Source organism: Vibrio cincinnatiensis, from assembly GCF_022113815.1.
Classification (GTDB): Bacteria; Pseudomonadota; Gammaproteobacteria; order Enterobacterales; family Vibrionaceae; genus Vibrio; species Vibrio cincinnatiensis_A.
In genome coordinates this window covers 146,642-168,974 of record NZ_SGOM01000004.1, presented here as the reverse complement: position 1 = coordinate 168,974, position 22,333 = coordinate 146,642, and the positions used below count along the sequence as shown (strand labels likewise).

Sequence of the window (22,333 nt, the reverse complement as noted above, 5' to 3'; positions counted from 1 at the left end):
CACATATTTTCCCCGAGGTGTGCCAGCGCCGATCTATAGCAACACACATTTGCCCCATTCGAAGTTATGCCTAGTTCAATTATTATTGGAACGTGTGGTGATTTGACATACTTTTAGTTATACCAAAAGTAGCTACTATACTCGTGGCGATTCGGTTTACGCAAAAATTCTCGAACTTGTATTCGTCTATAAGATTTATGCGCTTATCCCCAAAGGCAACTAAGTCTTGCATTTACACCCGATCAAATTGTTTTATGCCACCACAATACTCAGGGCCGGATTTTACTTGGTTAATTCTATTAACCAAAGAACAGCACTGACCTAAAATCATCGCTCCAGCCGGCCCGCTTTATCTTCAGCTTCTTACTCGATTTTGCCGGATGTTGCTGAGCCAGATTAAGTACGATGCGTCTGAACAACGCCATGCTCTCTGTTGCTTCCCGGTCACCAATCTGGTTCTGGTCTTCGCGGAATACCACATCCAACACCCAGTGTTGCTGATTCTCTGAGTACCAATACTGGCGTACGCTGCGGAAGGCGAAACGCCTAGCGAACTGATGTAAAAGTGCGTATCGATGGTTGTCTTGCTCTTGTTCCGTCTCTCTCTCGCTCGATAGCGATAAAACTCTTGGCTGACGGCTACTAATTGCCAATTCTTTAGATAGTTGCGCTGGTAGTTGAAATAAGGTGCGATGTTCCGAGCGCCTATGGCCCTTAGTTCTTTCATCGTGCTTAAGTAGATTTTCAGCCTCACCCCAGTGAGGCATGAAGGATGCTTCAATGGCCTCTCTCAGCTTGGGCTGGTTGCCTTTTACCTGGACAACATAGTCGCCCTTGCGCTGCTGAATTTGTTTCAGCGTTTCCTGGTTACAGTGCAGTGCATCGCTTTTTCTCTACCATTCTGGTTGACCGCGCCACGCAGCGTTTTACCGTCAATGGCGATCACGGGCTGGCTAGCCTGCTCCCGCAGAGTACTCACCCAACTGAACAGCGCCAGGCTTTCCACGTGCACCGTCTTAATAATGCGTGCGATGGAGTGCCGTGTTGGGATGCCATTTTAGAAATGTCGGTATTTGCGAAGCCAATTGATACGGGAACGGGTGTCTTCGATGATGCTTAGATGATCAAATAGGGACATGTAGTTTGTAGATTTAGTGTAGTGTATGGGATCAGATCGCTGTTAAATCAATAAGTTCCCTTCTTCTTAAACAAAGTATGATCCGGCCCTGCCACAATACCATGTGCAATCTAACACACAAAGAAGACCTACTATGTCCATTGATTGGTCATTTAGTTTCATTAAACTCTGCAAATAAACCTGATTTGTTGTGTGACCACTATCACCAATCAAAAATGATGCAACAAGATGATAAAAATCTGAAACGAGATGTTTTTGTTTTGCTGTTCAAAATAAATACCATGGAGGCATAAATACAAACAATGTGAAACTCAAAGGGTTTATATGAAGATGAAATATTTACATGCTGCCATCACTCTAGCATTTGCTGCAAATTCACAAGCTGCTATTAATTACAATCATGCAGATACTGACACCACTCTTAGTTTATCAGGGTTCTTAAATGGCGGATATCATTTAAATAAAGGGGATAATGTAGACTGGGATAATGTATCCGCACAACAGAAAGCGCAAAGAAATTTAGATTCCATACTAAATAGCCCATCAGCTTCAGAGGCTGATAAAGAAATTGCACGAGAAGAATTCAATAAAATTAAACAAAATAACCCATATTGGAAAGAGAAAGATACATCTGTAGATGACTCATATTTAAGACTAACAATCGCACTTAATCAAAAAATAAATGATGAACTACAGGCTTTTGCCATTTATGAAAGAGATTTTCACACAAGTGACAACGATGAAGATGATGTGCGTGATGCATATGTTGGTATAACAAGTAATTACGGAAGTATAAGAGTTGGTCGTGATGAAAACTCCCTAACTTATGTTAGAGATACTTTATATACACCTGAAGAAAAAACAGGTTATGAACGTCACTCATTCTTCGAACCTTTAACTATTTCTGGTCGTAATGACAATTCAATTATTTACGACTTTAATAATGAACGATTTGGTATAGAAGCTGGATATATCATTGGCCAAGAAGAAGACTATGAAAAACAGAGTGGCTACGCCTTGTCAGCTAAGGTAAATGTATCAAACTTTATTTTCAGTGCTGGATATGCATACGGAAAGAAAGAGCTAGACAAAAAAGGGGTATATAACCAACCTGATTTAACATCATATGGTTATTCTCCATTCAGTATATCCGAAGTTTTTTATGGATTTACAGATAACTTAAACTATAAACATGAAGAAAAACAATTTAACTTAGGCATAGCTTATAAAGCTGATTTTTTTGATGCCGCTTTTGTGTACACAAAATCTAAAAACGATTTAGATGCAAAAGGTGAAAATGTAGATGGATATAGTGGTAGTAATAACCTTTCCTATGATTTAGATGGATTTCAAACATACATCGCCAAGCAATTTGGTGATAAGTATAGAATATCATTAAACTATTCATACTTAGAGAATAAAAATGAGAAATATAATATTACTGATGCGGTAACAGTAGAAGGTAAATATTTCTTTATTAGAGATAGCTTTATTTATTTAAATGTTGGATTAGATAAATCAGATGCATCAGATATCTACTTGATTAACTCTGGAATTAGATTGTCATTCTAATAACTATAATGATTGGAGTTAACCTATGAAGGCAAAATTATCAATATGTGCAATCGCCATTGCAATGCTAGCAGCATGTAATGACTCAGGTGATACTATAGGCACAACCCAAGTCATCAATGATGACTATGATCTAGGTTTAATGAGATACCAAGAATTGTTTTTGGGACTAAAAGGGGAACGAGGAAACTCTATATATACTCCATTGTTCTCTAAAACTGTTCTTGAAGCAAATAAGTACAATAATAGTATTCATTTTGATAAAGAAGGTGAATTTTGGAGTGATTTGCCATTGCTTGGCGAGAACATGCATTCAACGCACTTCTCTATCAAAAGGCTAGGAGAAATGTCGCAGGCGTATGTTCTACCAGGTGATCTTCAATACAACAGGTCACTTTTGAATACTATCGAAACAGCTCTCAATATATTTACAGCTAAGTATTATAGAGAAGATGGCGTACCAAACGGAAACTGGTACGAGTGGCAAATAGGCATTCCACAAGAACTTATGAAGATTGTGTCCAATATAGGCACTGAATTAAACCCAGAAACGAAGGATCGTATATATGCATCAATCACAAACTACATGCCTTCTATCAATGCCCTTTATACAGGGAGAACAGGTAGTGGGTATGAAGATAAACAAACAAACGCCAATAGAGTCGATATGGCTTGGACGATGTTAGCTAAGGGGTTAATGTCAAAGAATGATGACGATATTGAGCAGTCTAAAAAAGCATTTATAACGTTTGAAAATGATAATTACAAAGATGTAACTAATGCATTGCCAATGACGGCTGGAGCATTTGAGTTATCAACATATGATGGTTTTCGTGAAGACGGAAGTTATGTTTTCCATGGTTCGGTCCCTTATTCCAATGGTTATGGCTTAGATCTAATCAACAGAGCACCAGAAATGCTTTTTGTATTAAATGGTACGGAATTTGATTTCACACAAGAAGAAAAAGACAAAATCTTAGATGATGCCTTCACCCGTTTATTTGATTCTTACTTACCATGGCTAAAAGACGGCTTAGGCTTAGATGCCACGGCAGGAAGAGCTGTCGACCGAGGCTTTGAACAAAACTATGGAAAGGGTCAATGGGCAGTACAAGGTCTTATCAAGTTTTATTCTTTAGCAGACTTAGGATCAGACACGACTGTAAATAGTGAGAGGAAAGCAAAGCTTGGTATTTTCATTAAATCTTTTTTAACAGATGAAGAAAACTATTATGGTAAATTTGGTTCATCTAGTGATTTATATAAAAATCACAAAATTGAAAACTACGCAAAACAAGCTTTAACGATAAAATATGCTGACATAATTAAAAGCTCACCATATGCCTATCGAAAAGAACCATTAATAGCTACTTATGTATTCAGTGAAATGGACAGAGTAGTTCATCGAAGAGAAGATTTTACATTCGCCATTTCTTCACATTCATATAGAACCGCGAATTTCGAAATCGTTGGATATGAAGGAGCAAAAGGATGTTACTCCGCAGATGGTATGACATACATTTATGATAACGATGTATCCCAGTACTCTGACTATTGGGTTTCATTCGATAATACCAGACCCGCTGGAGTAACTAATGACGGATTGCTACCAGATAATCCACAAGACTGTTCTTGGTCCGCTAACAACGCTTTTCAAAGAAAATCTGCTTTAACTTGGTCTGGTGGCGTTGCTGACCAAGATGACAATTTTGGCGTATTCGGTTTAGATTATAAAGATTGGCAATGGAATGGAAGCTCCCTTTTGATGGGATTTCTACAACTACGCAATCAAGAACCTAACGTTGAGGCTAAAAAATCGTGGTTTATGTTTGATGATTATGTATTGGCCTTGGGGAGCGATATCAAATGTAATCTAGATTGTTCTAACGTTGAAACCACTATAGATAATAAAAAACTGACTGGAGTTCCATCGGTTACTATAGACGGTAGTCAATGGGGAGGTTCTGAAAACATATCTACAGTCAATTACATGCACATTAAAAATAACACATCGAAAGGTTTAGGTGTAATTTTCCCTGATACTGAAAACATTAACCTTAAAAAAGAGCACAGAAGCGGTGATTGGCTATATATGTCCAATCGTGCTGCCAAATTAATGGATAGCACAAAAGTAGAACGAGAATATTTAAGAACATATATAAACCATGGGGACAATGGAAACAATAGTTATGCTTATATTCTAGCTCCTGAAGTCGATAAAAACTATTTGGACAACAATTATACGAATATCGTTGACATGTTTGATATAATTGAGAACAGCGAGAATACTCACGTAGTTGAATATCTACCTAAATCAATTTTTGCAATGAACATTTTTGATGAGCCAAGTAATGAGTTTATAACAGAATCTTCCTCTCTTATATTAAATGAGTTTGAAAGCAATAATAATGCAAATGTTCCATTATCCCAAGGTATTGCAGATCAAATACTGGCTGCCTCTGATTCTGAGTTATTCCATGGTAATTCAAATGGAATTAAAGCCACTGGTTCATCGTCTATCATGTACAAATTGGATGGTAAAGAACTCACTATTTGGGCTTCGCAACCGACACGTACAGTCATGTCAATGGTACTTGACATTTCTGCTATAGGGGTTGCCGACTCAGTTAGTTCTGGCTCTGACAATGTTAAACTTAGTGCAGATGGTAAGAAGGCTGTTGTAAAGTTTGACTTAACATACATTGGTACAGCAATGGTTGTCACTAGTCCTAAATGGCTAGCTAAAGGTAATACATATAAGTTTTCTCTAAATTTACAATAGTTTACGGGGGACCTACTTTTTTGTAAGTAGGGGGTATACCCTACCAAGCCTTGCTTGGTAGGGTTTATTCATTCTATAATAGAAAATATACAGTTTTTTTTCATGATATACACAATTAAACGGAATGATAATGATAAAGAAGTGTATATAATTTTCAATTTCATATTTGGTGATAATAAAATGTATTCGAAAAAACATATAAACTTTCTTATGCAAGAAATAGCATTTCTAGATGTTAATAATTCAGTTTTTTCAGAATTTAAATATACAGATAGTATTATTGAAAATGAAATAATTGGTACTAAACTATACAGAATATTACATAAATATGGCTATCAAAATAGATATGAAATATCAAGACTATTAGAGGTGTTTAATAAAAATGGTTTTCATAGAGCATTTTTAACAAATAGCAAAAACTTAGACGATTTACTATTAAAATTAAAACTAATTATAGAGTACAATTCAAAAGGTATTAAAATAGAAAAGAAAGAACGTAGCGAACGAGTTTTTGTATATTTTGAGTATTTAGATGATAGGAAACATTTCTACTCACCGCATGCATCACTATATATGTTATCTATCTTTATAGAAGATATTCTTAATAGTGTAAAAAACTTTGATTTTGAGTTCGGATTTTCAAAATCAGTATTAGATGAAGACAAATTCATTGAAAAAGGAATTATAAAAGAAAATGTAGGGAAAGATTACCTATCTTTTCCTAAAAAACTCTTACACTATACAAACAAAAATTACAACAATAACATTAATTCCTTCTTCGATGAACAAATTAGAATTAGATATCATAATGAAAGAAACATAAATGATCTAATGGACTACAACCCTAATGGAAACTTCGAATTAATTAATGATATAAAACAATTTGTGCTTGAATATTTTAATCTATCAGAACAATTTCCTACCATAGATTTCATTTCCGATAAGCTTAACATGAGTCGAGCTACTTTACATAGACATTTGGCTAAGAAAGAAACTAGCTATCAAATAATCCTTGATGAGATGAAAATGATAAAATCAGCACAGCTTATTAAATATTCCGACTTTAATATTTCAGATGTAAGTTATAAGCTTGGATATAGCAATACATCATCATTTATAAGAGCTTTCAAACGATGGTTTAATATGTCACCCAATCAATACAAAAGTATAAAATAAACATGAATGTAAAAGTAAAAATTGTTTTATTTACTTATTTAGCAAGTGGTTCCGCTATCGCTTGTTTGACACTACTTGTGTTCGGCTTGGCTCATTTCAATATAATGAGAATAACTGATAGCAATGATACACTAGAAAGTTTCGGTATGTCTTTATTTTTTGTTAGCATAAGTTCCATTGTATTGAATATCATTGGGGGATATTTATCCGATCAACTGAACAAAAAGTTTGGAACGAGATTTAAGTTCATATTACTTATGCAAATTATTGGCACTACATCTTTAGTGATTTTTTCTTTTTCTGAAAGCCTAATAACCTTCACTATAAGTTGGGTATTAATTAAGTGGTCATTTTCAAACATTCATTCATCTTATATTGCATTGTTACCAGTCAATTTCAATAAACTCGAAATTAATAAGATAAATAGCATATTAATGAGTTCCACACCATTATTTTTAATTATTTTTTCTTTGTTAATCTTTGGGGTGTTATCTAATGTTCATATTACATTAAAATTAATTTATCTTTGTTTAATACAATTATTTATAGGGATAATATCTATTATCTCCCTGTCAAAGCAGACAAATGTAATTCACCAACCCCGTATATTCGAGAGCAATAAATCGTTTGGTTTATCACAAACTCACATGAATAAACGAAGATTCAGAATTATTTTCTTAACAAGGCTTTTTTATCATTTGGCATGTTCTGGATTAATGATTATGCCTTTTTTATACATGAATAGATTTAACTTAAATGAAGCCAGTGTTTCTGAGATAAACGCTTACAGTACTTTAGGAGTGCTCTTGTTATGTTTTTTTGGCTATATATCTGGATTCTTAAAAAATAAAATATTACTGTCTAAAATATCGATCATTTCGATATCGTTCTATTTCCTATTAATATCCTATTCTAACGAATATTTATTTACTTTTTGGGCAACAATCATCTTCAACATTTTTAATGGAATTTTAATCGCTGTAATTAATGGATTCTCTATTAACTCCCTACCTGATGAGGAATTTTTAGCTAGAGATATATCCATAATCAATTTAACTTACCCAATCGCATCGTTAATAATGTCAGCTATCATTTCCAACTACAAAAGCATTCCGACATTTGGAAATCATGACGGCTATTTCACGTTGTTCTTCATTTGCTCCATATTGAGTATAGTTACACTTTTATTGATTTTTTCTTATGAAAATATTGTTAAGAAGTATAAAAATAACTATTCGCCCCCAAGTTAATATGTATTTTCATATCGAGTTAACAAGTCTTAATATTAGCAGGGTATTCAAAAGACTCTGTTCTAGATTAAAGCTTTTATCGTGTGCGATTTTTGTTTGTCGCTGGGAAATGTTACCTAAGGAAAGGAATAATTTTCGATACTTGAAGTAATCCGTGTTTTTCTAAATTAGCAAAATCAACTGACAAAGTTCTGGTCAGAAACGAGCTTCAAGTCTCCTTAATCAGTTTGATTTTTGTGGAAATGCGGGGCGGTGCACCATCACCGGCCCGTGTACTTTCTAACTACTTGCGTCGGCCAAACGGCCAGCGACTCATTTTGTCGATTTGATCGACCGACCCCGTCATATCCTTGTAAACACGCCCGGCCAACCTGTGTTGGAATACCTCCATTTTGTCGGCAATGGCTTTCAGCTTCGGGCCGTGTCCGGTGTTGTGTAGCCACTGCCCCAAAAAATAGAAGGCCAGCATCACAATGAACATCACTGCGAAGAAACCAAATATCTCCGCAAGGTTTTGAGGTGGAAAGCTAAACTCCATAATCAGTAATCCTTATCTAGTCAGGTAATGCGACCTTTTTTAACAAAACTGGCAACCTCTTCGTTGCGCTCCTGCTGGCGTTCCTGGGCATACGGCACATAGTCCTCAACGTCGAAGGTGTGCTTTTCCGGGTCGCGCTCTTGCCATTCTGCGTGTGCTTGGCGGGCTTCTTCCTGGTCCTCACTGGATAGTCCATCAAAGCCGCCTGTTTGATTCATCCAGCCAGTACCGCCACCGCCTAAGCTATCGTTGTCAAATGCAGGGGAAGCGTCGTCAGTCGCCCTCCTGGTCATCACTATCCCCGTAATCTTTCGTACTGTTTCTGATCGAGCTGGCTAAACGGCCTCCAGCAGTGCTGCTGATTCTATCCCCGGCCATATCACCCATTCCCTTCATCAAATTCGCACCGGTATCCGCAGCAATACGACCCGCTTTTACAGCGCTGCCTTTAAAACCGCCAGAGGATTCGCCACCGCTAGAAGATTGGCCGGAAGCTTGGGAGAAGGAGCCAGCCTCATCAGAATCGCCACTGCCACTGATTGCTCCGCCCAGGCTCGACATAACGTCAGTATTGTTCGCTACGTTCTCACCTGCTTTTGCAAATGCAGCCTGAATAGCAGACGCACCACCGGCGGTAGCCATTGCTACACCGGCAGCCATACCGCCAGTGGCAACAGCCGCTCCGGCCATCGCTCCGGCACTGATACTGCCAGCACCTGCCGCCGCGCCGCCTCCAGGAACTAGGCTGGCGACCACATTGGGAACCGAGTGAATGAGCATCACAAGAACCAGTGAAACGACAAAGATCACCAGCAGTTCACGCATAGGGGCATCATTGGATAGATCGGCATAGAAACCGTCCATGATCGACATGGCAATGCCAATGAGCAACGTCATTGTCATCAACTTCAAAGCAACGCCCAATACGCTTTTGAAGTAGTTGATTGCTATATCTGAAGTCCAACGCGAACCACCAAATCCCAGCACGAAAACACCGGCATAGATCAATATCCAAGCCGTCACCAAAGCCAACAACACATTGGCCGCCACTACCGCCATACATGCCAAAATTGCCAGCGTGATTAAGAAGATAGACAAGTTATCTATCGGGCTTGTGATGCTGTAGGACTTGCCAGCTTTCACAATAATGTCGAACGCAATACTAATAGGCTCTGACGGGGTTAGGTCTCTCGAAAGGCCACCGGCTTGAGCACCGATCGTTCTCAATGAATCGATAATTGACGTGGCAAAGTCTGGGCCGTTTCTGAGTAACCAAAGAAAGAAACCAAACGTCAAGATGAAGCGCACGAACTCGGCAAAGAACTCCCTTATATCCGCTTGTTTAAGGATTAATGTCCCGCCAGTCCAAACAAGGGATATAGTGCCCAGCGTCCAGAATAGCCAAGCGGCATAGTTTGTAATTACCGTGCCCCAAGTAGCACTGGCCGTCATGAAACGCACGGCCACTTCATCCAAGACACCATTAGGCTCAATAGCCGCTGATGCAGTTTGTGAAGTCAATAAAACAGCTAGGAGCATGAGAAGTCGAATGAATACCTTGCTCATGATTAGAACCCCTTGTTCTTGGAGCGATCAGTGGGGTCGCCCATATCCCAAAGACAGTTCCCTTCTCCCCTCTGTTCTTTCGTTAAGTTTGGGTTGTCACAGTTGATCGTTGCAGGCTTTGGCCCGTCATCTTCACCGCACCCCACCAGAACGAAAGAGGCCAACGCGCTAACGATAAAAACTCGGGTGATATTCTTCATGATTAAAACCCCCTGTTTTCTGAGCGGTCGGTTGGCTCGCCCATATCGAACAACCTTTCACGAGACGCTTGATATTGAGCTTCGCGGTCGGCATCCGCCTGCATCCGAGTACCAACAGCATTCTGCTGAGCAATCAGCAAACTGCGGATTTGCAGAAGCTGATTAGCTTGATTGCTAGCAAGCTGATTAGCGTAACCAATCGCAGCCAGTTGGCCGTCCGCGCTCTGAGCACCAGATTGCAGTCGGTTAAGTTGTCGGGCGTCGGCTTCAAGATTGTCTTGCTGCTGCTCCAGCCCCTTAAACAGCGCGTCGTTGGCCTTCTTCTGCGATTCAGACGCCAGGCGACGGTTCTCAGCCATCGCGGCTCGTTCTGCATCGCTGCACCCCGCAGCCGAGAAGCACGGAGAACTGCGGTAATAGGCTACGTCCTGGAACTTGCCTAGGTATGCATCGAGGCTTCCGAGCTGGTTTTGGTAATAGGCGAGCGTGTTGGTCGCCTGGTTCAGATCGTTGATGGTGCGCTGCGCCTGGTCCCAAATATAAGAAGCCGGGGCCATCGAGTTTTGCAGCATATTTTCGTACTGCTGCAACTGGGTTTGATACTGCTGAATTTGTTTAGCAGTCTGTGTAACAGCTTCCATTGCCGACATGATGTTCTGAACTAGATTCGTACCATCAGCAACCGGAATCCCCGCATATGCAGGATTAGAAAGGTTTAACGCCAAGGAGATGGCAAGCACGGGAATTTTAGCCGCTAAAATTTTTCGTTTTAGCATGGTTAATTACTCCTAGTTGTTATGACTAAAAGTTGCATTCACCAACCTGTAGAAACTTGATCTCTACTCCTGCCGTTACCAGCGGTGAATGTGGGCCTTTTCAGAGATAGCTCGCCACTTACTATCCCGGTGCCCGACCAGCGCGACACCGTTAAACGCGCGGTCAAATAGGGTTAAACATCGGTGTTATTACCAACCGAAGCGGTTAGGGCTTCCGTCGATTCCTTTGCCATCACATCAACGTGAGCGGCTCTTATGTTGTCGTTTCGCTTTTTTAGCTGCTTGCTCAGCTTGTAGCTTGGCTTTACGTTGCTCTAATGCTGGCATGACCACCGCTTTTTCAGTTACAGGGCCTGACTGTATAACTAAGACTTCTAACTGAGAGAGATTCTGCAAAGTGCCACGGCGTGAAGGTGGCACTTTGCCAATCGGTAACACGCCAGGCTTATCAGACCGCTTGGCCCTTTTATTCTGGGCCATTAATGCCTGACGGCGGCGTTCTAGTCCTTGATCGGCAAATTTGATAGGCAGATTGCCATCTACCGCCGCCTTGATTACTCGCGCCTTGAACTCAGGCGAACCATTCACGGTAATACGATTACCGTAACGCTCCATTGCTACTTTTAGCGCAGCTAAGACACTGGTTTGATTGGAAGCCGTCGACACTTGTAGACACTCACCATCATCACGCACAGCGCTGTTACCTACTCGATAAATAATGGTGCCTTTTTTCGTAATCGTATCGACCGTTGCTTTGGGCTCGGCCTGAACGGCATCTCCTTTGAGGGTATTGCCTTTAAGCTTTTGTGCAGCCTCTCGGCTACGTAGCGCTTTGAGGGCTTCGCCATCTCCCTGCAATGCCTGGCTCTTTAACCAATCCGCCCAGGCTTGGCGTTTATTGCTTTGATATATCGTTTGCCGTTGCTCTTGGTAACGCTTGTGAATGCGCTCAAGATCGCTTTTCAATGCATCGCTGGCCTGTTTGTACAAAAGCTTCTTAGTAAGCTTATTACTACCGGTTAACTTAATTGCTGCGCGACGGCCACGCCCTTTCCTCTTGGCGTTTTCAACTTGTCGATCTTTATCACGACGAGCCTGTTCAAGGGCTTGCGACTTACTCGCTGCGGCACGTTTCTGCTCTGCTTGATAACGGGCATATAGCTCGGTGGTATTCACCTTCAAGCGAACAGGTCGGTGTGTATATTGGCGGCTCGGCTTAACAGAATCCGATGCAGTCGCTTCAAAGGGACCAAGGCGCGCTTCGAGTTTGGGTTTAGAAAACTCACGTCCCAAGGTGCTCGCTTTGATAATCGCTTCACCGTCGGCAACGATCACTAGACCATTTCCTCTGGTTCTTAACTGCAAACCATTATCCTGCATAACCTGGTGCAACGCCTGCCAGCTATTGGCTGATTTAATCTCGTCCATGCATTCGCGCTTCACCCAACCCACTAAGCTTTCAATACCCGAATGCCGCTCCATATCCATCGCACGTGATTCGGCCCCGCGCTTGCGTGGTATGTGATTATCTGGTTGTAAACCAAAGTCTTGCTCGATGGCCTCGCACATTTCCGCTAGCTTCTTATGCGGGTAGTACGGTTCATGGATTGTGTTGCGAGTAGGGTGAATCTTGTTAATTGCGATATGGATATGTTGGTTGTCCGTATCGTTGTGCACAGCACTGACACGCTGATGTTCTCCATAACCCAAGCCTTGGGAAATGCGCTCTTCTATCGCGGCCAAAGTATGGGCTTCTAACTGTTCACCATTAGGGAAGCTCACTATGAGGTGGTAGGTTTTATCACTCTTCGCTCGGGTGTTCGTAAACTGAGTCGCCAACACCTCACTGATCGCATCGCGCACGGTTTCCGCTTCACAGTTATTTAAACGAACGTTACCAAGTCGATGCTCTTTGCTCTGGTGATCGGTGATGTAATTCACCAGGCCAGCAAAGTCAGATTTGCCCTGTGAACGCATCGGTACATGCTTGGCAATCATTGGTCCGCCCTCGGGCGAAGAATGGACTCCATCAGTGAACTCATTTGATCTTGCGTCGTCTCGATACGATTAAGCACTGCCAAGATGGTATTGGCCCCAACATGTGCCACCTTGGCATCATTGCTAAGCCATAACTTTAGCAACCCACCTAAACGCCCTAAGTCACCATTAACCCGCACTAACTCGCGTACATGCTCTGCATCAGTAATACCTTGAATACGATAACCTTGGCCGACTTCACGTAGATAAGTAGAAGTACTAAGACCTGATTGCGCGGACAGCGATTCGATCAACGCACGTTCCTCAGGCAGACAGTAAACCTTAATCGGTGGGCTGTTCTTTCTAGTGCTCTTGTTCGTATTGCTCGCCATGTTTGTCTCCTATTTCAGGCCCCGCAGGGCAGGATCAACGTTGAGTGCCGAAGGTGCGAATAAGTCATAAGTGAAGAGGCTTCGCCATGCTTGCATGGTGGGCCTACTTCACACATCCTGCCCACATTTCAACTTTGGTTTTATCGCGGAAAGTTATGCATGCCCGTGAGCATTTCTCTGCATTTAACTGTTTATTTCTGTGTAAACTATGTTTACTCGATAAATCCGACACTTATAGCGGTATGACAGCGCACTTATAGCGACTGAATAGCGCTAAAATAGCGGTCTTACAGCGATTTATGTGTGTGGGCTTTACTCAATATCACGACACCGAAAAACACAGCTTTCCTAACACTTTCCGCTCTAGGCTAAATTTAAAGCCTTCGTGTCAAACTGCCCCTCAAGTGTCAATAAACGTTTAGACGCCAAGGAAAAAATAATAAAAAGTATTTTATTTTCATTAAGTTAAAAAAACATAACTTCCAAAAAAACGATTTCATTGACAGTTTTAAGCAATTCATTTCTATCAATGTTATCCACAATATCTATTTGCTTAACTACAGGTTAATTTTTTTATATAGGTATACCTACAGGAAAGACTATAGGAGGATCTGCAACCACATGTTATTAAAAAGCTTTTTAGCCTTTCTAGAAACAGAACATGCGTACTCAGAAACAAAACATGCGCACCCGGAAACAGAATATGCGCAAAATCCCCCCTTTAAAGGGAAACAAAACATGCGTGGATAACTTTCTAAACACCCAGGCTTACTAACATCAAGAATGGTGCGTAGATACTGTTTCATCACACCTCAATATCCCATGAAACCTGTCGCTTTGTCTGACGAGGTACTTGAGGAGCACTAGGCTTCAAAAGCAACCCTTTTTCGGTTGGAGTAGCATCTAGCTCTGGCCATGCCTGCTGTACCTTTTTCAGTCCATCCTTAAATCGCTGCTTAAAGCTTTTTACATTGGCATAATTAGACCCCATTTGCTCCATCAAACCTGACCACGGAATAATTGTGGCTCGCTTTAAGTAACTCACCCGATAAGTCGCCCAACAATATATGTCTAAAGCCATAGGAGAACGCTTAATCAACCGCAACACTCTCATATCCAGAGGGACCGGTTTATCAGTAATCAGTTGAAAAAACTTAGGTGACAATTCCACCCAAGATTCCCATAATGAATCTTGATCTGGCTGCTTCGTACTCCACCAAATATGGGAAATATCAGCAACTCTGGCTCCGGTCTCATCTTCACAAATATATCCACTTTCATCATTTAGCTCTGTATAGCTAACACTGATCGTCGTTTTAAATAATCGCCGCATTTGTTCTCGAAAAGGACCAATAGTTCCATTTTCGCCTCCAGTTGAACCTAGCCCTAGCTCTTCCATAAAACGTCTTTGAGAATGTCCCAGATCAAGCTTTCGCGCTTCCTGTTCAGTAATATAACCATTGTCTAGTCTTGACTTATTTCTTACTGCTTGTGTACTGACCCAAACCAACAACAAACGTGCATAGCAACCGTAAGGCAAACCTACCGATGAGGGGGCCATCATGTGCATTGTGAAATGACCATTCTTGCGGCTCCACTCATTCGATTTGGGCTTACTATGCGGTATGGTTGCTTGAATCAGAAGCCGAGCGATAAAACCGAGTTCATTCGCTTCCTGAGCACTGCGCTCCTGGATTGCTATGATGTTGTCGATATATTTCGTGCTTAGCTCTCGCTTACCGCTGGTAACCGAGGCACATTTTTGCCGAGCAGTTACCTTAGCCTGAACATCCGTTACATATTTAATCGTCATGTGGACTCAGACTTACCAAATAAAACCAGGTCTTGCGGCTTTTAACGCAGACCTGCGCTTTTCTTCTATCCAGTTCTCCACTTCTGCCAAGTCCCAAGCAACACTTCGGCTGGTCAGAACAATACGACGAGGAAACTCACCCCGCTGTTCCAGGTTATAGATGGTTCGATCAGACAAAGGAATCATGCTGAGTAAGGTCTTGCGATTAATCAGCGTTTTGTTTGTCATTGATGGATTCATAACCCTCTCCTTTTCAACATTCTTGGGTTGATAATGCCAGGAGTTGCCTGTAGATTAGATTAATCATTGGACAAAAAAGTTGGATATGAAAATATTTGAAACTGAGGTAGATGCGTCAGAACGACTAGGTCAGTTTTATATCCCTGTATGGGAGAATTCTGACAAGTCTGTGGCAAATGCCATTCGCATTTTTAGGGAGAAATGGCATTCATACTCGGAAGAGTCTAAAAGCCACAACATCATAAACTTGATTAAACAGGTGATTGATCCCGTGGTATCGGAATACTTGAGTAGCCTTCCAAACCAGTATTTGTCCTTTTGCCCTATCTCAAGAGAAAAGTGTAACTATAGTGATCTCATCAAATTGAGAGGTTTTCGGTATACGGCCGACCAAATTCACTTTTATTTACGCAACTTTGTTGATAAGAGTTCCCACACAGAGCAAGACATACTATTCATATCGACTCAAGATATGCTCAAATCATTGTTTATGATTTGTGAAGGAAAGAAACCTAATAGATCAAAACTAGCGCCTGATATCAGTTTAAAAGCGGATAAAAAAACACGACTATGTGCCCTGTGTGGAAACCCAACAGAGTTTTCACAGTTCATGCATACATGGACGAAACACGGATATATTGAGAGAGAAAACAATGATCGTGACAATGATGAAAAAGAAGGAAAGAAAAAGAGACCGGATCTTAGTACGAATTACTGTCTAAACCATCGTCCCAAGCTTCATGATGGTTCTTGGAATTCTCTATATAAGCAAGCCAAACGCTCTGCAGAACAATTTGAGCAAGAAGTCTTGAGATTACGACGCCAAATCGCGCATCCAGACCGTCATAACGCTAAGTCCGGAGATAGATTAATTGATGAGTACTTTTATCATTTCATGCTGGACTCTTCACTGGATCCAACTAATGTGCCCGAACTACGCAACTTAGCCCGAAAGATGGTAGATTCTCGACTGACCGACAACAAAAAGCGCATGCTGGTTCTTCGTAAGCAAAACATGTCTAATAAACAGATAGGTATAGCGCTGGGTAAAATCACAGGTAAACAGTTGTCAAACCAGGCAGTGTCTAAGGCCTTGGGAACGATTCGAGAAGAATTTCAGCTACCAACGTCCAAAACTAATGAGAAACTTTAGCCGCTAAAATTCCTCAGACTCCAACTTATCGAGCAAAAAACATGAAATATCATATAATTTTCAATAAATACATATTGTTACAAAAACCACAAAGGCACTGTATATTTGTAGTTAACGCTCTTTATTTATACAGAAGTAACCCCTTAAAATGGTAACTTTTTAGACAGACTATTTATCTACTTAACATCCACAATTGTAGATTTTATCGGACATTCCTATGTGTAGCTCAAACCTATTCGAACAACTTGTTAAAACTCTTCAAAGAGTCAAGCAACGTGCAACCAGTGATTTTTCAGGAGTCGGTATTGTTGTTTATAACAACTCTAAAAATATTCCGATATTTCCTTTGAGAGCCAGTAAGTTCAAGACCAATCCAAATAACCTAGTTGACGATTTACTCAAAATATCAAGCTATCATAGTGAGTACCACGATGGTTTCCATTTCATTTCCGAAAACTTTGTACTTACTCATACTTCACAATATTTCTCACCACCTATAGTTTCTGATGCTGAAGTGGATTATTCTCATCAGTTTGGTGGTCGGTTCATGGCTGCAATGTTTGGCTCTTATTTACAAGATATATTACTGATCGGGATATTGACAAAAGACAATGGAATAACGATTTTTAATAATGGAAAAATTATATACTCTGAGCATTGGAATAAAAAATGATTAGTATTTTACCTATTGGGAAAATAATTACCTTTTCTGCCATAATTTACGCCGCTATAATGGTTGCATTTTTGTCAATATCTTATAATACAGAGAATACGATCCTAGAAAACATATTATTTTCTTTAAAAGGCTCGATGATTTTAAACATGATATTGTCATTTTCTTTTTACATCGGTTGGAGATGGATTTGGAGGCTCTTTCCTAGTCTAAATACTATTCTATTCCCTGACCTAAATGGAGAATGGGATATGACTATCCACTGGTTCTCTAGTAAATCTAAAGGAACCGCTTTAGCTAAAGCATATATAAAACAGGATATTTTAAAAATCAGTATGGAAGTTATTTCAAAAGACTCTGAATCTCACACTTTATTAGCTAAGCCTAAAAAAGATCCTGAATCTGGGCGAGCTACTCTATTCTATATCTATAGAAATATACCAAAAAGAAAAAATGGTAACCAAAATTCGCCTTATGATGGAACAGCAGTATTAAAGCTTGGATACAACGATATAAATAAGCTTACGGGAAATTACTACACTGATAGATTAACTCAGGGACACTATGAATTACAAAGAAGATAAAATTAATACTATACAGGTTTAATGCTAATAAATTCTGAGCCATCCCAAAAACCATACCAGTCAGATCGACGACCAAATATGATCAGCAATGCTGGTCTATGAGGTAACTTTTTTTTCCATTCTTGATAATCTAATGCTGATGGAGTTGGATAATCTTGAGGATGAGTATGCCAATCCCCTACATGTGACTGAGTATGATTCGAACACAACCACGAATTGTAAGCCTGCTTTTGGTGGTGGTTACTACGTCTACCAAAGTGACACCTACTTCGAAGATCTCTTTTTCCAGGCAGAGTCACTGCCACAATTCTTAAGTCATCTCCTCGATACTCCCCAATGAGTATACCTCCAGCTTCAGGATCAGATGGTTTAAGCTGCCTAAATTTTTGGACAGAAGAAAGCGCGCATTCTTCTATTAATATTCGAGAGCCATTGTTAGCCAAAAGAACTAACTCATGCATGATGGACAGTCCATTCTTTTCTTTAACTTTTTATCTTTTAACTCAATAGCTTTGTCAGATACCCTTCTCATCAGTAATGTAGGGGCTTTCTTTCCACGATTACCTAACAATTGAATCGCTAACGAAGCCGCTAACATGCTTGCCTCTGAACCAAACGGCAAATGATTTTCTCCACAAGACCTCTTAAAAGTGTTCATAACGCCTGGCGCTTTTCCATCAGAGAAAGAAGGATATAGTTCACTTTTGATAAGGTTATTTGAATAATCAAATTGGCATGCATAACAACCACTTAAGCCATTATCTAGCAAAGACTTAGCTGTATGCCCAAAACCTGATACCCAGCTATGGATTAAAAGAATATTTCCTCCATTGGAACGATATTCTGCAACTTTTGAAGATAGGTTGAGAGAAAAGGCTTGATCTCCCGTCGAATCTAATATCAAATCAAAATGAGATAAATCAGAAGTTAAGCTAAATTTACCTTCAGATATGATATTTAGATTTAGCCCTTGTTCATCTATATAATGCTTTATAGCATCACTCTTTTTTTCTCCTATATATTTAATCCCCAAAAGATGTCGCCCAACATTTCCTATTTTTAGTATGTCATTATCATAAATAAAAATGCATCCATCACCATATCCTGCTCCAATCTGACATAAACTGTGAGCTAGATATCCACCAATAGTTCCACTACCAATCAAAGCAATTCTTTTATCACTTAATATAGGTGAATTAACACTACGATTTCTATCCAAAACAAATTCAGTTGAACTAGGTATCACATCAAGAGGAAATATTTTTTCTGTAGATTTTTCAAATATACGATTTCGTAATTTTTCTCTTGTTTTCCTTCCTCTTCCTCGGCGTGATTTAGGACCATAATTGTTCACAATAGCTTTACGATTATCATTTGAAAGATTAAAAGAAACACCAAAAAATTCATTACCATAATGAAAAATAACATCAACAAAAGTACACCAACTTTTGCTCCATTTACCAAGGTTAGCTAAAGCTAGCAATAGTTTATCCAACACTAAATGCTGATTATCATATGTAAGAAGCCATTGACTAAATTCTTTTAAATTTTTCGGTGGCCAAGGGTGATTATAATGAATAAATGGAGGCTTAGGTAACTCAACAAAGACAGCAGAGTTACGATACTCAATAACTCCTATTGTATTTCTACGACTAGCCCATAGCTCTGCACGTTCTCTGTTATCAGAAACCACATACTCCGTAGATTCTTCACCATTTATAGATTTCCGTTCAAAGCTATATACAGACAAATCATTATCCTTAGCTCTAGAAGATAGCAAATATGTAGGAATCCCTCCCCAGTAAACACTAAATTCAGTTAGATAATCTTCGCTATAATCTCCAGACTCCCATAGTTCTATAATTTCTTCCAGTTTATGTAACCAGCTTGAAACTAACTGATTAATATTCATGGGATCTATAACTGACGTATCACTAAATAAACAACAATACTTCCCACATAATAAGTGAGGAAGTCTTCGACTACGCAATGTCTCAGGCAATGATTCAATTATAGGAAAAGGTGGTTTGCTAAATGAGTCTTCATCAATTTCAAATCTAACGTCATATGAACCAGAATCTTTATGAAAGCTCTTTTCGAAACAGTACTCTCCCGTACGAAATTTAGGTCTGAAAGTATATCCATGAGCTAAGAACTCTTTTGCAGCAGACTGTAACTTTCCCATTAACCAGCATCCTGATTTACAACATTGGGCTGAGGTTGAGCCTTAGCGGGTTGTGAACGTATAGCCGCAGCAACAGAACTAAATGAAATTAACAGCTCAGGTAGATTAGGGAATCGGCTACCGAATGAATTCTGTAGATAGTAAATCGCATCATATTTTGATTTTGCATTCATTGCTTTTTGGAGTGATGAAAAAAACTCATTAGCAGCTTGGTAAACTTCCTCAATTTCGGGTTCCGTCATATCTTTTTTCGGAAATAGTATTTCCTCTTTACCTTTTTCTGCATCATTAACGACACCGCTTATCAACTGCTCAGGTAAACGTTTCGCGCATTCAGTGAGAGCTTCTCCATCGGTTAATTTATCCATAGAGCGTGTACGTGACATTTCTTGAAAAGACAGAACTACACACATCATGAGCGAGACAGAAGAAGGACCTTCAGTTTTAAAAGCATAATCTCGCCAAGCCTTTAAATATCTACTTACTCGTCTACAAACATCCTCTCCACCAACTAGATCCTTGTAAAATTTAAAATTCTCCTTAAAGTAATCATTTAGTACTGCTGGATCACTAACAGTCCAAGACTCAGCGTTACGAAGAGCTAGGTTCACTTCATTCGGTTCGAGCCTAACTTTTGTTTTCACACTAGATAAAGAACTATCCATTGCATTCAAGGCCGCTTTTTCAAGCATAACGGCATGTCTTTCCTTTGGTACTGCATATAACGGAACGTCTACATGAAGCTCATCATCTATAATCAAGCGCGAACATGTATTCTTCGCATCAGAAAACGACCAACCTTTACGTTTAGCTAGGTTTGATAGAGTCTTATCTACAAAATTAAAAAATAACTCTTTCCCAATTACAGGCTTATCTTCAAACATATCTAGCGGCAAATATATACCATCGTCTAAATCCATTTGCTGAGGGGGCTGACATGGACTATTCATTGTTTTGTAGACAAATGAGCCCTGCGAAGCAAATTTAGGTTTTAATTTATTTAGCGATTTCTTCTGTTCATGGGATAAATTCTTAAGGTCCTCAGCTAAAAAACTAGTCGATACATTAGGTACATAACGCATCACTCCACCAATATCCTCAAAGCTATTTGATAATTCTGCGAATTGATCCCGTAGCTCATTTCTAATCACTTCACGAATCTTTCTTAACTTATCTATTTTCGAGGAATCAGGGGTAATCTCAACAATAAAACCATTTTGAGGGTGATTTAAGGCTTTAGTAAAATCAAAGTTCATACCTTTTCTCCAGATAGATTATAGAATTGTGGTTCCCGTGCTTGCTGAACAAAAAATGCTCGTTGTTTCGAGTCTCCCAAAATACTCTGAGCTCGATCGACGGCATATCGCTTCAACAAGTTTGCGGATGTCTCACTTGAGTCAGCTAAATCAATGGCATGTACATTTTGATCATCGATGTGTACCAAACGGTCTTCCAAATAGTGGGAAGCCATAGTTACTTGCCAATACTCTGAAACATCCATCATTAGACTCAACAAGTCTTGTCCCTTATTCCAACCATTTATATATCCCTTGCTTCCATCAGAGTTAGGATCCATTCTCGTTTTACTCCCCATAGTACCAATGCAAAGCATGTGTACCAATTTGGGGTCAAAATTAAGAAAGCGACTAGAAGTCAGTTCATGGTAAGTAATAAAACTTGGGAGGTTTGCAAATAAACCTCCATCAAGCATATAACCATCAATTGAAGGATGCGCAGGAAGGTATGTTGGAGCAGCACTCGTTGACATTGCAACATCGCTGGCTAACCTATCACCATCAAATGTAAAACTAGGATGATGCGGCGTTTTGAAGGTTTTCGGGCGTCCCGTTGTTCCATTTACAGCGGGAATTATAACTCTTGTCTTTAGATCCCTTATTCTAATATCACCAATGGAGTTCGTTACCACCTGATTTAATACTTTGGGATCAAATGCAGTTTCAAGGGCTTGTTTTTTTAATCGGGATAACTTCCCAAAAAACCCCCTTTTGGGAGCAGGAAATATGTCACAGCGTTTTGAGTCAATTAGCTCATATAGACTCCGAGCTGTCTTACCTGATGCAAGCCCTAAAGCCAATATGCCTCCTATAGATGTTCCAGATATCATATCGAAATGCTTAGCTATGCTGTAATTGGGATTTCCGTTAGAGATACGCTGTTCTAGCTCAGCTAATAATTTGATTGTATAGAGTCCACGAACTCCGCCTCCACTTAGCACCAAAGCTTGAATCTTGGGTTCTACTTCGCTTTTCAATTGATTACCTAATAAGTTAGTCTTCTAAATTCATATAACCTACCAC

Annotated in this window: 21 protein-coding genes; 8 read left to right on the top strand and 13 right to left on the bottom strand. The window is 39.7% G+C overall.

Annotated elements, in window-relative coordinates:
* Positions 1–299 precede the first annotated feature (299 nt).
* Entirely contained in the window at positions 300–848 is a 549-nt protein-coding gene (locus EXA13_RS07150; RefSeq protein WP_238132673.1) for an ISAs1 family transposase, read from the bottom strand.
* On the opposite strand from EXA13_RS07150, the gene EXA13_RS07145 reads away from it, so the two are divergent.
* The 5 genes from EXA13_RS07145 to EXA13_RS16965 all read left to right on the top strand — a co-directional run bounded on the left by EXA13_RS07145 (position 773) and on the right by EXA13_RS16965 (position 7,918).
* The gene (locus tag EXA13_RS07145) at positions 773–1,120 is read left to right on the top strand and encodes a hypothetical protein (protein WP_238132562.1); all 348 of its coding nucleotides are present in this window, start codon (positions 773–775) and stop codon (positions 1,118–1,120) included. The genes EXA13_RS07150 and EXA13_RS07145 overlap by 76 nt on opposite strands.
* Positions 1,121–1,468: 348 nt before the next feature.
* On the top strand, positions 1,469–2,710 hold the full coding sequence (locus tag EXA13_RS07140; protein WP_238132561.1) for a porin: 1,242 nt from the start codon (positions 1,469–1,471) through the stop codon (positions 2,708–2,710).
* Between the two features lie 25 nt (positions 2,711–2,735).
* The gene (locus tag EXA13_RS07135; RefSeq protein ID WP_238132560.1) at positions 2,736–5,492 is read left to right on the top strand and encodes a polysaccharide lyase family 8 super-sandwich domain-containing protein; all 2,757 of its coding nucleotides are present in this window, start codon (positions 2,736–2,738) and stop codon (positions 5,490–5,492) included.
* Positions 5,493–5,702: 210 nt separating this feature from the next.
* Positions 5,703–6,668 (top strand): helix-turn-helix transcriptional regulator, encoded by a 966-nt coding sequence (locus EXA13_RS07130; protein WP_238132559.1) that lies wholly within the window; start codon positions 5,703–5,705, stop codon positions 6,666–6,668.
* 2 nt (positions 6,669–6,670) lie between these two features.
* On the top strand, positions 6,671–7,918 hold the full coding sequence (locus EXA13_RS16965) for an MFS transporter (protein ID WP_430794472.1): 1,248 nt from the start codon (positions 6,671–6,673) through the stop codon (positions 7,916–7,918).
* 283 nt (positions 7,919–8,201) lie between these two features.
* Here the strand turns inward: EXA13_RS16965 and EXA13_RS07125 are convergent, their stop codons facing one another.
* From EXA13_RS07125 to EXA13_RS07090, 8 genes are all read right to left on the bottom strand, one after another.
* The gene (locus tag EXA13_RS07125; protein WP_238132558.1) at positions 8,202–8,456 is read right to left on the bottom strand and encodes a hypothetical protein; all 255 of its coding nucleotides are present in this window, start codon (positions 8,454–8,456) and stop codon (positions 8,202–8,204) included.
* 20 nt (positions 8,457–8,476) lie between these two features.
* The gene (locus EXA13_RS07120; protein WP_238132557.1) at positions 8,477–8,674 is read right to left on the bottom strand and encodes a conjugal transfer protein TrbL; all 198 of its coding nucleotides are present in this window, start codon (positions 8,672–8,674) and stop codon (positions 8,477–8,479) included.
* A 55-nt stretch (positions 8,675–8,729) separates the two neighbouring features.
* Positions 8,730–10,022 carry a P-type conjugative transfer protein TrbL gene (gene trbL / locus EXA13_RS07115; protein WP_238132556.1) on the bottom strand — a complete coding sequence of 431 codons (1,293 nt, stop codon included), beginning with the start codon at positions 10,020–10,022 and terminating at the stop codon, positions 8,730–8,732.
* Between the two features lie 202 nt (positions 10,023–10,224).
* Entirely contained in the window at positions 10,225–10,998 is a 774-nt protein-coding gene (trbJ, locus tag EXA13_RS07110) for a P-type conjugative transfer protein TrbJ (RefSeq protein WP_238132555.1), read from the bottom strand.
* Positions 10,999–11,235: 237 nt separating this feature from the next.
* Positions 11,236–12,996, bottom strand: coding sequence for a TraI/MobA(P) family conjugative relaxase (gene traI, locus EXA13_RS07105; RefSeq protein ID WP_238132554.1), 1,761 nt, complete (start codon positions 12,994–12,996; stop codon positions 11,236–11,238).
* Positions 12,993–13,367, bottom strand: coding sequence for a conjugal transfer transcriptional regulator TraJ (gene traJ, locus EXA13_RS07100; protein WP_238132553.1), 375 nt, complete (start codon positions 13,365–13,367; stop codon positions 12,993–12,995). The genes traI and traJ overlap by 4 nt, the downstream gene beginning before the upstream one ends.
* A gap of 805 nt (positions 13,368–14,172) precedes the next feature.
* Positions 14,173–15,180, bottom strand: a complete 1,008-nt coding sequence (locus tag EXA13_RS07095; protein ID WP_238132552.1) for a replication protein RepA — start codon at positions 15,178–15,180, stop codon at positions 14,173–14,175.
* Positions 15,181–15,192: 12 nt separating this feature from the next.
* Entirely contained in the window at positions 15,193–15,420 is a 228-nt protein-coding gene (locus EXA13_RS07090) for a helix-turn-helix transcriptional regulator (protein ID WP_001069954.1), read from the bottom strand.
* A gap of 85 nt (positions 15,421–15,505) precedes the next feature.
* On the opposite strand from EXA13_RS07090, the gene EXA13_RS07085 reads away from it, so the two are divergent.
* From EXA13_RS07085 to EXA13_RS07075, 3 genes are all read left to right on the top strand, one after another.
* On the top strand, positions 15,506–16,573 hold the full coding sequence (locus EXA13_RS07085) for a transcriptional regulator (protein WP_238132551.1): 1,068 nt from the start codon (positions 15,506–15,508) through the stop codon (positions 16,571–16,573).
* A 217-nt stretch (positions 16,574–16,790) separates the two neighbouring features.
* Positions 16,791–17,246, top strand: coding sequence for a diadenylate cyclase (locus EXA13_RS07080; protein WP_238132550.1), 456 nt, complete (start codon positions 16,791–16,793; stop codon positions 17,244–17,246).
* Entirely contained in the window at positions 17,243–17,830 is a 588-nt protein-coding gene (locus tag EXA13_RS07075; protein WP_238132549.1) for a hypothetical protein, read from the top strand. The genes EXA13_RS07080 and EXA13_RS07075 overlap by 4 nt, the downstream gene beginning before the upstream one ends.
* An 8-nt stretch (positions 17,831–17,838) precedes the next feature.
* On the opposite strand, the gene EXA13_RS07070 is transcribed toward EXA13_RS07075, so the two are convergent.
* The 4 genes from EXA13_RS07070 to EXA13_RS07055 are packed head-to-tail and all read right to left on the bottom strand — an operon-like array spanning position 17,839 to position 22,287.
* On the bottom strand, positions 17,839–18,291 hold the full coding sequence (locus tag EXA13_RS07070; protein ID WP_238132548.1) for a Mov34/MPN/PAD-1 family protein: 453 nt from the start codon (positions 18,289–18,291) through the stop codon (positions 17,839–17,841).
* Positions 18,279–20,015 (bottom strand): ThiF family adenylyltransferase, encoded by a 1,737-nt coding sequence (locus tag EXA13_RS07065; RefSeq protein WP_238132547.1) that lies wholly within the window; start codon positions 20,013–20,015, stop codon positions 18,279–18,281. Before EXA13_RS07065 ends, EXA13_RS07070 begins: the two co-directional genes overlap by 13 nt.
* Complete coding sequence (locus EXA13_RS07060) at positions 20,015–21,271, bottom strand: CBASS cGAMP synthase (RefSeq protein ID WP_051241280.1); 1,257 nt, start codon at positions 21,269–21,271, stop codon at positions 20,015–20,017. Before EXA13_RS07060 ends, EXA13_RS07065 begins: the two co-directional genes overlap by 1 nt.
* The gene (locus EXA13_RS07055; protein WP_051241279.1) at positions 21,268–22,287 is read right to left on the bottom strand and encodes a CBASS cGAMP-activated phospholipase; all 1,020 of its coding nucleotides are present in this window, start codon (positions 22,285–22,287) and stop codon (positions 21,268–21,270) included. Before EXA13_RS07055 ends, EXA13_RS07060 begins: the two co-directional genes overlap by 4 nt.
* Positions 22,288–22,333: the final 46 nt, after the last annotated feature.

Bases quoted from the DNA above. Each gene is read 5' to 3' on its own strand.
- EXA13_RS07145 (WP_238132562.1), top strand. From the start codon at position 773: ATGCTTCAATGGCCTCTCTCAGCTTGGGCTGGTTGCCTTTTACCTGGA.
- EXA13_RS07140 (WP_238132561.1), top strand. From the start codon at position 1,469: ATGAAATATTTACATGCTGCCATCACTCTAGCATTTGCTGCAAATTCA.
- EXA13_RS07135 (WP_238132560.1), top strand. From the start codon at position 2,736: ATGAAGGCAAAATTATCAATATGTGCAATCGCCATTGCAATGCTAGCA.
- EXA13_RS07130 (WP_238132559.1), top strand. From the start codon at position 5,703: ATGCAAGAAATAGCATTTCTAGATGTTAATAATTCAGTTTTTTCAGAA.
- EXA13_RS16965 (WP_430794472.1), top strand. From the start codon at position 6,671: ATGAATGTAAAAGTAAAAATTGTTTTATTTACTTATTTAGCAAGTGGT.
- EXA13_RS07125 (WP_238132558.1), bottom strand. From the start codon at position 8,456: ATGGAGTTTAGCTTTCCACCTCAAAACCTTGCGGAGATATTTGGTTTC.
- EXA13_RS07120 (WP_238132557.1), bottom strand. From the start codon at position 8,674: ATGAATCAAACAGGCGGCTTTGATGGACTATCCAGTGAGGACCAGGAA.
- trbL (WP_238132556.1), bottom strand. From the start codon at position 10,022: ATGAGCAAGGTATTCATTCGACTTCTCATGCTCCTAGCTGTTTTATTG.
- trbJ (WP_238132555.1), bottom strand. From the start codon at position 10,998: ATGCTAAAACGAAAAATTTTAGCGGCTAAAATTCCCGTGCTTGCCATC.
- traI (WP_238132554.1), bottom strand. From the start codon at position 12,996: ATGATTGCCAAGCATGTACCGATGCGTTCACAGGGCAAATCTGACTTT.
- traJ (WP_238132553.1), bottom strand. From the start codon at position 13,367: ATGGCGAGCAATACGAACAAGAGCACTAGAAAGAACAGCCCACCGATT.
- EXA13_RS07095 (WP_238132552.1), bottom strand. From the start codon at position 15,180: ATGACGATTAAATATGTAACGGATGTTCAGGCTAAGGTAACTGCTCGG.
- EXA13_RS07090 (WP_001069954.1), bottom strand. From the start codon at position 15,420: ATGAATCCATCAATGACAAACAAAACGCTGATTAATCGCAAGACCTTA.
- EXA13_RS07085 (WP_238132551.1), top strand. From the start codon at position 15,506: ATGAAAATATTTGAAACTGAGGTAGATGCGTCAGAACGACTAGGTCAG.
- EXA13_RS07080 (WP_238132550.1), top strand. From the start codon at position 16,791: ATGTGTAGCTCAAACCTATTCGAACAACTTGTTAAAACTCTTCAAAGA.
- EXA13_RS07075 (WP_238132549.1), top strand. From the start codon at position 17,243: ATGATTAGTATTTTACCTATTGGGAAAATAATTACCTTTTCTGCCATA.
- EXA13_RS07070 (WP_238132548.1), bottom strand. From the start codon at position 18,291: ATGCATGAGTTAGTTCTTTTGGCTAACAATGGCTCTCGAATATTAATA.
- EXA13_RS07065 (WP_238132547.1), bottom strand. From the start codon at position 20,015: ATGGGAAAGTTACAGTCTGCTGCAAAAGAGTTCTTAGCTCATGGATAT.
- EXA13_RS07060 (WP_051241280.1), bottom strand. From the start codon at position 21,271: ATGAACTTTGATTTTACTAAAGCCTTAAATCACCCTCAAAATGGTTTT.